Genomic DNA, 12,983 nt, shown 5'->3' with positions numbered 1-12,983 from the left:
ACCAATATGGATTTGTGCGGCCCAAAGGTCCGGCGTACGATGGCGCCTTTTTGCCGGTCGTCTTTGTATGTCAACTACCTTTGCGCCCACCGCGTCCGCTGCGTCGGCTGCGTCCACAACCGGGCCCGCAAAGCCTGTCATCCGTTCGGCTTCTGATGTTTCCGACCTCGTCAACCGCGGCGCAGCGGCCGGCAGCGACGCCCGCATCGTCGTTGCCATCGCGCTCGGTGGCGTTTTTCTCGATGCCTATGATCTCGGCGCACTCGCGTTCGGCCTCAAGGACGTCTCGCGCGAATTTTCGCTAACGCCTGCGGGCACCGGGCTCGTCGCGTCGGCGATCACGTTCGGCGCGATTTTCGGCGCTTTTTTCGGGGGCTTTCTCACCGACAAGATCGGCCGTTATCGCGTGTTCATGGCCGACATGTTTTTCTTCGTGGTCGCGGCGCTGGCATGCGCATTTGCGCCCAACGCCTGGGTGCTCGGAGGCGCGCGCTTCGTCATGGGGCTCGGCGTGGGTATCGATCTGCCTGTCGCGATGGCTTTTCTGGCCGAGTTCTCACGCCTGTCGGGACGCGGCAACAAGGCTGCGCGTATCGCCACGTGGTGCCCCGTCTGGTATGCGGCGATCAGCATCTCATACCTGCTCGTGCTGGGCTTCTATTCGACATTGCCGGCCAGCCACTCGGGCTTGCTATGGCGTCTGATTCTCGGCTTCGGCGCGGTGCCGGCGATCATCATCATTGCCGTTCGCAGCCGATACATTAGCGAATCGCCCGTTTGGGCCGCCAATCAGGGCGACCTTGAAGGTGCAGCGCGCATTCTGAAGCGTTCGTACGGAATCGATGCGGAGCTCGCGCCGGAAGTCGGAACTCTCGCCGATCGTGCGCCCGTGCGCACAGGTTCGTGGCGCAATTACGGCGCGCTGCTGCGCGGCGTCTATTTGCGGCGAACAGTTCTCGCGACCGTCATCGGCATTGCTTCGGCTTTCGCCTATAACGCCGTCGCGTTCGGATTGCCTGTCATCATTTCGAGCTTCCTTGCACAGTCGATGCTCACGACGATTCTCGCCTCGCTCGCGCTGAATCTCTGCTTCGCTTTCGTCGGCGGGCTGATCGCGGTGCGCATCGTGCCGGCGGTCGGCGCGTGGAAGTTGACGGTACTGGGCTATGCACTCCAGTTGATCTCGCTGCTGGGTCTTGCCGTCGTGGGGCGTCCGTCGTCGGTACCCGAGGTGGTCGCGGCCGTTGCGTTGCTCGCCTTGTTCCTGCTGGGCCAGGGCATCGGACCCGGATCGCACAGCATGACCTTCGCGTCGTTGAGCTACCCGACGTCGCTGCGCGGGGTCGGCGTGGGCTTCAACCAGACGCTGATGCGCGCCAGTTCGGCCGCGTCGCTCTTTCTCTTTCCGGTGCTGGCAGCTGCGCTGAGCACGCGCGTTTTCTGGGTCATCGCGTTCGCACCGTTGTGCGGATTGCTGGCGTTGCTCGCAATTCGCTGGGAGCCGTCGGGGTATGACGTCGATGCGGAGGATTTCCGCCGCGGCGTGTGACTCCGGGACGGGTGCTGAGTACTTCAACGCCTCGTCCCATCATCCACCTCCACCGCATCGACCTGAACCGCAGGCAGCCCGGAAGGCACGGCGGTCTGTCCTACCCGGCCCGTCACATGAACGCGCCGGCCCTGCAAGCGAAGCGCCGTCGCGCGCTCCACGCCCACGAGTTGCCACATCGTCTTGCCGTCGGAAACGACGGCATACGTAAACGGCTCATTGCCGCGAAGCACCAGCGTACCGCGCAGATCGACCGGATCGCCGGGACGCGCTACGCCCGCGCACGCAACACCGGCACAAAGAACGAATGCAGACAGCAGAAGTTTTCGAAGCATAGCGGCAGCCGAGTCAAACCGTACGTGTGCAGTGGTGATCAACTTCGATCAGCCAGCAGCATGCGCGAAGAAATCCGTCCAGGGAAGGGGACGGCTTCTTCAATCAAGTCCACGCGATGCCGCCGCGCGACCAGGTCACTGCACGATGACCGACAGCGTCACGCCAGGCGGCAAGGTCACCGTTTCCTGGTAAGTATTCGCGACGTGCGAACGCACTACCGGGAAACTCGCGTAGCCCAATAGAATGCCCGGCAAGGCCGACGGCAGCAAACGGACCATCTTCGAAGGATCGATGGACGGCAGCGCGAAGCCACCTTCCGCCCGCGACGGGAAGCTGTACTGCGCCATGTTCGCCGTGAGCGGCACCTGAGCGCTTGCGGCAGCGGTGAAGTGGCGCAACTCCTGAGCGACGCTCGAATCCGGACGAACCTGCTTGATGGCGTCGTTCAGAATAGCCGTCGACGTCGTCGCATTCTTGTCGTTCAATAGGGCCTTGTAAAACGCGAGGCCGAGTTGCCGGTTCAGGAAGCCGCCAAACGAGCCGTTGGTCGTGTAGCTGTCGCACGTCGTGTCGCCCACGTCCCACGTCGTCAGACCGCAGCTATAGCTGCCCTGGTTGTTGTACGTCAGATAGCTGATGAAGCGGTTGTCGCGAACGGCGTTGTAGGTGGAGTCGATGTTGAAACTGACCCAGTCCTCCATCATCATCGCGGTCGTTTCTTCGAGCCACGTGTCGTACGCGTACTGCGCCCCCATCAGCATGTCACGTCGGTAGAAGTTCTGCATGTGGGTACTTTCGTGCGCCATCACGGTCTGCATCGACTTCATGCCGGCCGAGCCGGCCAGATACAGCGTCTCCGAATCCAGATACAGCGACAGGTCCGCATTGCTGTAAGCCGTCAGGCCGCTGCCCTGGTTGACGAAATTGTTCAGCGACCAGAAGTAGCCCACCATGCCGTACGGCTGCGCATCGTGATCGAAGTTCGCGACGACGAGGTCGACCGGTTGCGATGCGCCAATCATGCCGGCCGTGCCGACCGTGCCCCAGAAGGGCCCACCCACGCCCGTGACCATGTCGTATACGCCGCCCGTGCCCGCATAGTTCTGCAAAAGGCTACTGACGATTGCCGGCGTGATCTTGCCCGTGCCGTATTCGGAGGTCTCGACCCAGATATTGACCTTCGTGCCGTCTGTGGTCGTGCCCACAGCCTGAAGCGTCATGTGGCGCTGCGTGTAGTCCGCGAGCCAGAAGTCGCGCGTATCGCCGATGTTGTAGGTCACCAACGAGCGCTGCACGCGGCCGACGATGTCAGCGGAGAAACTCGAAGCCGCCGACGAAGCCGCGCTCTGCTGCACGAGCGTCTTCCAGCCGGTCGAGTTGAATTCGTGAATCCGTTGCACGAGCGCGTCTTCTCCGCCTGTCGATGTCCCCGAAGCCTGCGCTTTCACTGAAACGACATCGGCCGCCGAAGCCGCCACGCTCGCGTTGAAGGCAACCGGGGTTGCCAGCTCATTGGTGAAAACGAGCGTGACGTTGCGGCCCGTCGTGCCTTTGAGCGACACATTGACGGTGTCGGGCTGCGCGCCCGCGTTGAGCGCTTGCCACAGGCCGACGCCGCTACCCGTGTAGGTCGAGTCGTCGGCCGCGCCGCAGTTCGAGCAGGCCACGTGCAGTTGGCCGTCGTCAGTCGGTGTCTGGGTGATGATTGGTGTGTTGCCGGCGGTGTTCGTGCCTGTGTTGGTGTTGGTGCCGCTGTTCGTGCCGTTGCCCGTGTTCGTGCCGGTGCTGGCCGTGCTGTTCGTGCCGACGTCACCGCCGCCACCCCCGCCGCATGCAGCCAGACTCGCTGCCAGAGAGAGCGCAACGATTAACCCGAAAGCCGATTTCTCTCGCTTGATACGCATATTCTTTTTCTCCACCACCGGTTTTGGTGCCGAGTAAAACTCGTTGGCTGTATTGTGCGCCGGCTTGAGATGACCTCCAGGCACGCATAAAAACACACCGCCTGTTATCGGCAAAAAGGTTTGTAAATTTAGGGGTATTGAATTCCGTTCAATCAAACATAAATCAGAAAACCGCACGAACGAATCCCAATGCTTTCGCGATACCCTCGAGCAATGGCTTGCGCGGGTCGCGGAGGCGACAGGTTCTAACCGGGAGAATGCATTGGCATAAGCGCCCGCGCTTGTTCCTCGCTTCACAAAGGCAACGCTGGTCACAGACGGTATGTCCGCTGATTGCCCGGTATCCGAAATCATGCCCGATTCCCGATCGATACCGAAGACATTCACTTTGCCGCTACGTTGATTAGCAACCAGCAGCCATTTGCCTGATGAGTCGATAGCGAATCCCCATGGCTTCTCGCCGCCCGAGGCAATGCGCTGAACGAAAGCAAGCTCGTCCGATTGCGGGTCGACGCGATAGACGACCAGCGCATTCTCTCCGCGGTCCTCGACGTAGACAAAGCGCCCGTCATGGCTGAGCGCAAGTTCGGCTCCGCTCTCCACGCTCTGAAAGTCCTGACTGCTCGTCCGCAGCGATTGCACCAGCGTCAATTGCCCTTTCGACGCATCCCCGCGCAGAACCACGATCTCCGCGCCGTCTGTTCGACGTGCCACAGCAGCACGCCTTCCGCCCGGTCTCCACGCAACTTTACTTGACATCTAAACTATCTAGACCTAAATTACCCCAAAGCAGAGTCCACATTGGGGGAGCAAGCATGCGCATTGTCTGTATCGGCGGCGGCCCGGCCGGGTTGTACTTCGGCCTGTTGATGAAGAGCCGCAACCCCGATTACGAAGTCACGGTCGTCGAGCGCAACCGTCCCTATGACACTTTCGGCTGGGGCGTCGTGTTCTCCGACCGGACGCTCGGCAACCTGCGCGCCGCCGACGCCCCGAGCGCGGACGCGATCCTCGACGCGTTCAACCACTGGGACGACATCGAGATCCATTTCCGCGGCCGGCAAATCCGTTCGTCGGGTCATGGCTTCTGCGGCATCGGCCGCAAGCGCCTGCTCAACATCCTGCAGGCACGCTGCGAAGAACTCGGCGTCAAGTTGGTATTCGAAACTCAGGTGACGGACGACAACGTCTACGAAGCCGACCTGATCATCGCCTGCGACGGCCTGAACAGCGCGATCCGGCAAAAATACGCGGCCACCTATCAGCCCGACATTGACACGCGCGACTGCCGCTTCGTCTGGCTCGGCACCAAAAAACTCTTCGACGCGTTCACCTTCGCGTTCGAAGAAACCGAATTCGGCTGGTTCCAGGCGCACGCCTACCGTTTCGACGATCAGACTTCCACCTTCATCGTCGAGACGCCCGAGCGCGTGTGGCGCGCCGCCGGGCTCGACGAAATGAGCAAGGAAGACAGCATCGCCTTCTGCGAAAAGCTGTTCGCGAAGTACCTCGACGGCCACGCGCTGATGTCGAACGCCGCGCACTTGCGCGGCTCGTCGCAGTGGATCCGTTTTCCGCGCGTGGTCAACGGCGAATGGGTGCATTGGCGCCGCAACGCCGACGGTTCGCAAACGCCGATCGTGCTGATGGGCGACGCCGCGCATACCGCGCACTTCTCGATCGGCTCGGGCACCAAGCTCGCGCTCGAAGACGCGATCGAACTCGCCAACAGCATCGGCGCCCATCCCGGCGATCTGCCCGCCGCGCTGCGGCACTATACGCAAGTGCGCAGCATCGGCGTGCTGCGCATCCAGAACGCCGCGCGCAATTCGACGGAATGGTTCGAGCACGTCGATCGCTATACATCGTTCGAGCCGGAACAGTTCGCGTATTCGCTGCTCACGCGCTCGCAGCGCATTTCGCACGAAAATCTGCGCGAGCGCGACGCGCGCTATCTGTCGGGTTTCGAAGACTGGCTCGCGCAGCGCTCAGGTGTGCAGCGCGCGCCGGACAAGCACTCGGTCCCGCCGATGTTCACGCCGTTCACGCTGCGCGGCGTGACGCTGAAAAATCGCGTAGTGGTCTCACCGATGGCGCAATACTCGGCGGTGGATGGCATCGCTGGCGACTATCACCTGATGCACCTCGGCGCGCGCGCGATGGGCGGCGCCGGGCTCGTGATGACCGAGATGACCTGCGTGTCGCCCGAAGCACGCATCACACCCGCGTGTCCCGGCATGTATGCGCCCGAGCATCTGAGTGCATGGAAGCGCATCGTCGATCTCGTGCATCGTCAGTCGGACGCGAAGATCGGCATTCAACTCGGCCATTCGGGCGCCAAAGGATCGACGCGCGTCGCGTGGGAAGGCATCGACCAGCCGCTCGCCGAAGGGAATTGGCCGCTCGTTTCGGCTTCGCCGCAACAATATGTGCGCGGCGTCAGCCAGCACTCGCGTGAAGCCACGCATGAAGAGCTGCGCGAAATCGAAGCGCAATTCGTCGACGCGACGCGCATGTCGGCGCAAGCCGGCTTCGACTGGCTCGAACTGCACTGCGCGCACGGCTATTTCCTGTCGAGCTTCCTGTCGCCGCTGACCAATCAACGCACCGACGAATACGGCGGCTCGCTCGAAAACCGTTTGCGCTATCCGCTGCAGGTTTTCAAGGCGATCCGCGCGACATGGCCACAAGACAAGCCGATTTCCGTGCGTATCTCCGCGAACGATTGGGTCGAAGGCGGCACCACGCCGGACGACGCCGTGCAGATCGCCCGTGCCTTCAAGGCAGTTGGCGCGGACATGATCGACGTATCGTCGGGTCAGGTCAGCAAGGAAGAGAAGCCCGTGTACGGCCGCATGTTCCAGACGCCGTTCGCGGACCGCGTGCGCAACGAAGCCGGCATCGCGACGATCGCTGTCGGCGCGATTTCGGAAGCGGATCACGTGAACAGCATCATCGCGGCAGGCCGTGCGGATCTATGCGCGATTGCGCGCCCGCATCTGGCGAATCCGTCGTGGACGCTGAACGAAGCGGCGAAGATCGGCTACTTCGATGTCGCGTGGCCGAAGCCCTACACCGCCGCGAAGTCGCAGCTCGAACGCAACCTCGAACGCGAGCGCGCACAGGCCATCGCGAACGCGGGGCTGTCGCCGCAAGAACGCGCGCAACGCGCAGAAGGAACCACGTGAGCCACGTGCATACCCCCCTCTCCCCGCTCGCGGGCCAGCACGCCGTCGTCACCGGTGGCGGCAGCGGCATCGGCGCAGCCATCGCGCAAGCGCTGTTGCGCGCTGGCGCACGTGTCACCTTGGCGGGCCGCAACGTGCAGCGACTCGCCGCGCAGCAGGAAAAATGCAACGCGCTGGGCGACGTGACGTATCTCGGCGTGGACGTGACGCAGGAAGAGTCGGTCGCGAACGCGTTCAGCCAGGCGGGCGCGGTCGATATCCTCGTCAATAACGCGGGCCAGGCGCAAGCTGCGCCGTTCATGCACACCGACATGGCGCTGTGGCAGCGCATGCTCGACGTGAACCTCACCGGTGTCTTTCTTGGCACGCGCGCGGTGTTGCCCGGCATGCTCGAACGCGGACGCGGTCGCATCGTCAACGTCGCGAGCACGGCGGGGCAAATCGGCTACGCGTACGTCGCCGCGTATTGCGCGGCGAAACACGGCGTGATCGGTCTCACGCGCTCGCTCGCGCTCGAAGTCGCGACGAAGGGCATCACGGTCAACGCCGTGTGCCCCGGCTACACGGAAACCGAACTACTGCGCGCGTCGCTCGAACAGATCACCAGCAAGACCTCGCGCACCGAACAGCAGGCGCGCGAAACCTTGCTGCGCTCGAATCCGCAACATCGCTTCGTGAGTCCCGAGCAGGTGGCCAACAGCGTGCTGTGGCTGTGCCAACCGGGCTCGGAGGCCATTACGGGGCAATCCATTTCCATCTCCGGTGGAGAAGTGATGTGACCAAGTCATCGAACGTCAAGAAGCCCGCTGCGGCGGGCGAAACGAAGCCGACGCGCAAAGGCGTGGCCCAACCCGCGGAGAACGTCGTGGACCTCGAAATGAGCACTGGCGTGGACAGTCACATGGGCTTGCGCCTGTGGCTGCGCATGCTGACCACGACGAACCTCGTGCAAGCCGAGTTGCGCAAGCGTCTGCGTAGCGAATTCGACACGACGTTGCCGCGTTTCGATCTGATGGCGCAGCTCGAACGTCATCCGGAAGGACTAAAGATGACCGAGCTGTCGCGCCGGTTGATGGTGACGGGCGGCAATGTCACCGGCATTACGGATCAGCTCGAAAAAGAAGGGCTGGTGTCGCGCGATACGGACCCGAACGATCGCCGTTCGATCAGCGTGTGTTTGACGCCTGTCGGCCGCAAGGCGTTCGACAAGATGGCGGCCGCGCACGAGCAATGGGTCGTCGAACTGTTCGGCGGGTTGAGCCTCGACGAAAAGTCGCGCACGCATCAACGGCTTGGGAAACTCAAGCAGCATTTGCTCGACAGTCTGAAAGATTGAACCAGTCCGAAATATCGAAACGTACCGAACCGTGGGAGACACCATGACACGATCCAACGCCGACGCACTGCTGGCCGGCAACCGCCTGACACTCGCCGGCTATGAAGCGCGTCACTTCGGCTGGTCAGTGACCAGCAAGGTCGCGACCATCACGCTGAACCGCCCCGAGCGCAAGAATCCGCTCACCTTCGAATCGTACGCGGAGCTGCGCGACCTGTTCCGGCAACTGGCCTATGCGACCGATGTGAAAGCGGTCGTGATCCACGGCGCGGGCGACAACTTCTGTTCGGGCGGCGACGTGCACGACATCATCGCGCCGCTGATCGATCTGCCGATGCCGGAACTGCTGCTGTTCACGCGCATGACCGGCGATCTCGTCAAGGCGATGCGCCATTGCCCGCAACCCGTCATTGCAGCCGTCGACGGCGTCTGCGCCGGCGCCGGCGCAATTCTCGCGATGTCCTCGGACATGCGCCTCGGCACCGCGCGCAGCAAGCTCGCCTTCCTGTTCTCGCGCGTGGGTCTCGCTGGCTGCGACATGGGCGCTTGCGCGATCCTGCCGCGCATCATCGGCCAGGGCCGCGCCGCCGAACTGCTCTTCACGGGCCGCTCGGCAAGCGGCGATGAAGGCCACGCGTGGGGCTTCTACAACCGCCTGTGCGAACCGGCCGCCCTCGTCGAAGACGCGCAGAAGCTCGCCGCCGATCTCGTCGCCGGTCCGACGTTCGCGCACGGCATCACGAAGAAAATGCTGCACCAGGAATGGAGCATGAGCATCGACGAAGCGATCGAATCGGAAGCGCAGGCGCAGGCGATCTGCATGAGCACACGCGATTTCGAGCGCGCATACAGCGCGTTCGCCGCGAAGTCGCGTCCCGTGTTCGAAGGAGACTGAGTTGAGCGTCGATAACGCAATGGATTGGCATAGCGCACTCGCGTGGCCGTTCTTCGAGCCGCGTCATCGCGAACTGGCCGCCGGCATCGAAGCATGGTGCAGCGCGAATCTCGGACACGAAGATCACGCGGACACCGACGCGACGTGCCGGCGCCTCGTGCGTGAACTCGGTACCGCGGGCTGGTTGAAATACGGCGTAGGCGGTGTCGCCTACGGCGGCCACGGGGACACGATCGATACGCGCGCCGTGTGCTTGCTGCGCGAAACGCTCGCCAAACATTCGGGCCTTGCCGACTTCGCGCTGGCGATGCAGGGCCTCGGCTCGGGCGCGATCTCGCTCGGCGGCACGCATGAACAGAAGGCCCGCTATCTGCCGCGCGTCGCGAACGGCACGGCGCTCGCCGCGTTCGCGCTGTCGGAACCGGAAGCGGGCTCCGACGTCGCCGCGATGGCGCTCTGCGCCCGTGAAGACGGCGACGCCTACGTGCTCGACGGCGACAAGACGTGGATCTCCAACGGCGGCATCGCCGACTTCTACGTGGTGTTCGCGAGAACCGGCGAAGCGCCGGGCGCGCGCGGCATCAGCGCATTCATCGTCGATGCCGACACACCGGGGCTCGAGATTGCCGAGCGCATCGACGTGATCGCGCCGCACCCGCTCGCGCGTCTGCATTTTGCAGGCGCTCGCGTGCCGCGCAGCCAGATGCTCGGCGCGCCCGGCGAAGGCTTCAAGCTCGCCATGCGCACGCTGGATATTTTCCGCACGTCGGTCGCCGCCGCATCGCTGGGATTCGCGCGTCACGCAATGGTCGAAGGTCTCGCGCGCGCCGCGTCGCGCAAGATGTTCGGGCAGACGCTCGGCGATTTCCAGCTCACGCAGGCCAAACTCGCGCAGATGGCGTTGACCATCGACAGCAGCGCGTTGCTCGTTTATCGCGCCGCATGGCTGCGTGATCAGGGCCAAAGCGTCACGCGCGAAGCGGCGATGGCGAAGTGGCACGCGAGCGAAGGCGCGCAGCAGGTGATCGACGCCGCCGTGCAGCTGTTCGGCGGCATGGGCGTGCAAAGCGGCACTGCCGTCGAGATGCTGTATCGCGAGATTCGCGCGCTGCGCATTTACGAAGGCGCGACTGAAGTGCAGCAGTTGATCATCGGCCGCGATCTGCTGAAGGCGCATGCTGCCGCCGCGGAGCAACGATGATGACCGCAACCTTCGAGAGGCCCGTGCGCATCCGCTTCTCGCACTGCGACCCGGCGGGCATCGTGTTCTTTCCGCAGTATCTGGTGATGACCAACGCCCTGGTCGAAGACTGGTTCAACGAAGGCCTGCATGTCGACTACGCGCACATGATCGCGCAGCGCCGCGTCGGCTTGCCGATCGTCAAACTCGACTGCGAGTTCTCGCGGCCGAGCCAGATGGGCGAAACGATCACACTGACCCTTAGTGTGAGCGCGCTCGGCCGGCGCTCGATCAGCATCGACATCGTCGGCCATTGCGGCGGCGAGACCCGCTTTCGCGCGAAGCAGGTGCTTGTGACCACGTCGTTCGACAGCGGCAAATCCATCGACATTCCCGCCGACATCGCGAGTGCGCTCGCGAAGTTCGCGCCCCAAACCGAATCCATCGAGGCGCATCGCTCATGAAACAGGCTCTCCTTCCCGCTGGCTGGATCAAACCGCGCGGCTACGCGAACGGTGTCGCGGCTCGCGGCACGCAGGTCTTCATCGCCGGACAGATCGGCTGGGACGAACAGGCGACATTCCAGACCACCGACTTCGCCGCGCAAGCCGTTCAGGCGCTCAAGAACGTGGTGGCCGTGCTGCACGAAGCGGGCGGCAAGCCTGAGCACCTCGTGCGAATGACGTGGTACGTCACCGACAAACGCGAGTATCTCGCGGCGCTGAAAGATATCGGCCGCGCGTTTCGCGAGCTGATCGGCGACTACGACATCGCGATGAGCGCGGTGCAGGTCGTCGCGCTGATCGAAGACGAAGCGAAAGTCGAGATCGAAGCGACCGCCGTGATTGCGCAGTAAGCATCGAGCGAAAGCAGCCCACGCCACCACTCACGCCAACCGAAGCGCATTTAGCCGGCTCAACGCCCGGGAGACCCAGATGGAACCGTCAGCACACGTCGATACTTTCGCGCGCGACAATCTTCCACCGCAGGACCAATGGCCCGTCTTCCTGCTCGACAACCCGGACGTGGCCTACCCGGCGCGCCTGAACTGCGCGACCGAGCTGCTCGAGCGCACCATCGAAGCGGGCCATCGCGACCGTCCGGCGATCTGGTCCGATGTCGATGGCGTAGCGCGCGCCACCACCTATGGCGAACTGCTTGGGCTGGTCAACCGCAGCGCGCACGTGCTGGTCGATGAAATGGGTTTGCGGCCCGGCAACCGCGTGCTGCTGCGCGGGCCCAACACGCTGCAGATGGCCGTCACCGCGCTCGCCGCGCTGAAGGCCGGCCTGGTCGTGGTACCGACCATGCCCTTGCTGCGTGCGAAGGAACTGAAGCAGATCATCGACAAGGCGCAGATCAGCGCGGCGTTGTGCGACGCGCGCCTGACCGAAGAGCTTGCGCGCTGCGCGAATCCTCAGGAGGAGTTCTACTGCGCGAACCTGAAGCAAACGCGCCTCTTTCACGATGCGGCCGCCGATTCGCTCGACACCCTCGCGATCAACAAGCCCGAGCACTTCGTCGCATGCGACACCGCCGCCGACGACGTCTGCCTGATCGCCTTCACCAGCGGCACGACCGGCGCGCCGAAAGGGTGCATGCACTTTCACCGCGATGTGCTGGCGATGTGCGATCTGTTTCCGCGTCACGTGCTCAAGCCGTCGTCGAGCGATGTGTTTTGCGGCACGCCGCCGCTCGCGTTCACGTTCGGCCTCGGCGGCCTGCTGTGCTTTCCGCTGCGGGTGGGGGCGTCCACGGTGCTGATCGAGAAGCTCACGCCCGAGACCCTGCTGCAAACGGTCGAACGATTTCACGCGACCATCATGTTCACCGCGCCCACCTTCTATCGGCAAATGGCGCCGCTCGTTGCGCGTCATGACTTGTCGAGCTTGAAGAAGACCGTGTCGGCAGGCGAAGCGCTGCCTGATTCCACGCGGCGTCTGTGGCGCGACGCGAGCGGCATCGACATGATCGACGGCATCGGTGGCACCGAGCTAATCCACATTTTCGTTGCCGCGCAGGGCGATGAGATTCGTGCGCACGCAATCGGCCGCGCGGTGCCGGGCTACGTCGTTCAGGCCGTGGATGACGCCATGCAACCGGTGCCGCCCGGCACGATCGGCAAACTCGCGGTGCGCGGCCCGACCGGCTGCCGCTATCTCGCCGACGAGCGGCAAGCGAAGTTCGTGCGCGATGGCTGGAATCTGCCGGGCGATTCGGTGTATCTCGACGCGGACGGCTACGTGTTCTACCAGGCACGCGCCGACGACATGATCGTCTCGGCCGGCTACAACATCTCCGGTCCGGAAGTGGAAAGCGTGCTGCTGCAACACGAGGCGGTGGCCGAATGCGGCGTCATCGGCCTGCCGGACGAAACACGCGGACAGATCGTCAAGGCATTCGTCGTGCTCAACCCGGGCTACGCCCCGGATGACAAACTGGTCGCGCAATTGCAGGATTTCGTGAAAAATAGCGTGGCGCCGTATAAATACCCACGCGTCATCACGTTCGTCGATGCGTTGCCGCGTACCGAAACCGGCAAGCTCAAACGCTTCGAGTTGCGCACGATGACGTGACCCACCTGACAGGACTGGA

Annotated in this window: 11 protein-coding genes and 1 pseudogene; 9 read left to right on the top strand and 3 right to left on the bottom strand. The window is 63.5% G+C overall.

What is annotated here, in order from left to right; translation table 11 throughout:
* Positions 1–67 precede the first annotated feature (67 nt).
* A complete protein-coding gene (locus HV770_RS24150; RefSeq protein WP_175163696.1) occupies positions 68–1,549 on the top strand; it encodes an MFS transporter in 1,482 nt (493 codons plus the stop codon).
* Between the two features lie 23 nt (positions 1,550–1,572).
* Here HV770_RS24150 and HV770_RS24145 read toward each other — a convergent pair whose 3' ends face one another.
* The 3 genes and pseudogenes from HV770_RS24145 to HV770_RS38840 form a co-directional block, all read right to left on the bottom strand.
* On the bottom strand, positions 1,573–1,884 hold the full coding sequence (locus HV770_RS24145; RefSeq protein ID WP_175163693.1) for a hypothetical protein: 312 nt from the start codon (positions 1,882–1,884) through the stop codon (positions 1,573–1,575).
* A 135-nt stretch (positions 1,885–2,019) separates the two neighbouring features.
* Positions 2,020–3,789, bottom strand: a complete 1,770-nt coding sequence (locus HV770_RS24140; protein ID WP_246291134.1) for a M30 family zinc metallopeptidase — start codon at positions 3,787–3,789, stop codon at positions 2,020–2,022.
* A 309-nt stretch (positions 3,790–4,098) separates the two neighbouring features.
* Positions 4,099–4,548 (bottom strand): annotated as a pseudogene (locus HV770_RS38840) (lactonase family protein); the annotation flags it as partial.
* A 56-nt stretch (positions 4,549–4,604) separates the two neighbouring features.
* Between HV770_RS38840 and HV770_RS24135 the strand changes: the two are divergent.
* The 8 genes from HV770_RS24135 to HV770_RS24100 all read left to right on the top strand — a co-directional run bounded on the left by HV770_RS24135 (position 4,605) and on the right by HV770_RS24100 (position 12,964).
* On the top strand, positions 4,605–6,977 hold the full coding sequence (locus tag HV770_RS24135) for a bifunctional salicylyl-CoA 5-hydroxylase/oxidoreductase (protein WP_175163689.1): 2,373 nt from the start codon (positions 4,605–4,607) through the stop codon (positions 6,975–6,977).
* 5 nt (positions 6,978–6,982) lie between these two features.
* Positions 6,983–7,756, top strand: coding sequence for an SDR family NAD(P)-dependent oxidoreductase (locus HV770_RS24130; protein WP_175163687.1), 774 nt, complete (start codon positions 6,983–6,985; stop codon positions 7,754–7,756).
* Positions 7,753–8,313 (top strand): MarR family winged helix-turn-helix transcriptional regulator, encoded by a 561-nt coding sequence (locus HV770_RS24125; protein ID WP_175163685.1) that lies wholly within the window; start codon positions 7,753–7,755, stop codon positions 8,311–8,313. Before HV770_RS24130 ends, HV770_RS24125 begins: the two co-directional genes overlap by 4 nt.
* 43 nt (positions 8,314–8,356) lie before the next feature.
* The gene (locus HV770_RS24120; protein WP_175163683.1) at positions 8,357–9,208 is read left to right on the top strand and encodes an enoyl-CoA hydratase family protein; all 852 of its coding nucleotides are present in this window, start codon (positions 8,357–8,359) and stop codon (positions 9,206–9,208) included.
* 19 nt (positions 9,209–9,227) lie between these two features.
* Positions 9,228–10,409, top strand: a complete 1,182-nt coding sequence (locus HV770_RS24115; protein WP_425497471.1) for an acyl-CoA dehydrogenase family protein — start codon at positions 9,228–9,230, stop codon at positions 10,407–10,409.
* Complete coding sequence (locus tag HV770_RS24110; RefSeq protein WP_121323989.1) at positions 10,409–10,852, top strand: acyl-CoA thioesterase; 444 nt, start codon at positions 10,409–10,411, stop codon at positions 10,850–10,852. The genes HV770_RS24115 and HV770_RS24110 overlap by 1 nt, the downstream gene beginning before the upstream one ends.
* Positions 10,849–11,244, top strand: coding sequence for a RidA family protein (locus HV770_RS24105; protein WP_175163679.1), 396 nt, complete (start codon positions 10,849–10,851; stop codon positions 11,242–11,244). Before HV770_RS24110 ends, HV770_RS24105 begins: the two co-directional genes overlap by 4 nt.
* A gap of 79 nt (positions 11,245–11,323) precedes the next feature.
* Positions 11,324–12,964, top strand: coding sequence for an AMP-binding protein (locus tag HV770_RS24100; RefSeq protein ID WP_175163677.1), 1,641 nt, complete (start codon positions 11,324–11,326; stop codon positions 12,962–12,964).
* Positions 12,965–12,983 lie beyond the last annotated feature (19 nt).

Source organism: Paraburkholderia fynbosensis, from assembly GCF_902859935.1.
GTDB classification, from domain to species: domain Bacteria; phylum Pseudomonadota; class Gammaproteobacteria; order Burkholderiales; family Burkholderiaceae; genus Paraburkholderia; species Paraburkholderia fynbosensis.
This window is presented reverse-complemented; position numbering and strand designations above follow the sequence as displayed.

Coding starts and splice junctions, on each gene's coding strand:
- HV770_RS24120 (WP_175163683.1), top strand. CDS start 8,357: ATGACACGATCCAACGCCGACGCACTGCTGGCCGGCAACCGCCTGACA.
- HV770_RS24135 (WP_175163689.1), top strand. CDS start 4,605: ATGCGCATTGTCTGTATCGGCGGCGGCCCGGCCGGGTTGTACTTCGGC.
- HV770_RS24145 (WP_175163693.1), bottom strand. CDS start 1,884: ATGCTTCGAAAACTTCTGCTGTCTGCATTCGTTCTTTGTGCCGGTGTT.
- HV770_RS24100 (WP_175163677.1), top strand. CDS start 11,324: ATGGAACCGTCAGCACACGTCGATACTTTCGCGCGCGACAATCTTCCA.
- HV770_RS24140 (WP_246291134.1), bottom strand. CDS start 3,789: ATGCGTATCAAGCGAGAGAAATCGGCTTTCGGGTTAATCGTTGCGCTC.
- HV770_RS24110 (WP_121323989.1), top strand. CDS start 10,409: ATGACCGCAACCTTCGAGAGGCCCGTGCGCATCCGCTTCTCGCACTGC.
- HV770_RS24105 (WP_175163679.1), top strand. CDS start 10,849: ATGAAACAGGCTCTCCTTCCCGCTGGCTGGATCAAACCGCGCGGCTAC.
- HV770_RS24115 (WP_425497471.1), top strand. CDS start 9,228: ATGGATTGGCATAGCGCACTCGCGTGGCCGTTCTTCGAGCCGCGTCAT.
- HV770_RS24150 (WP_175163696.1), top strand. CDS start 68: ATGTCAACTACCTTTGCGCCCACCGCGTCCGCTGCGTCGGCTGCGTCC.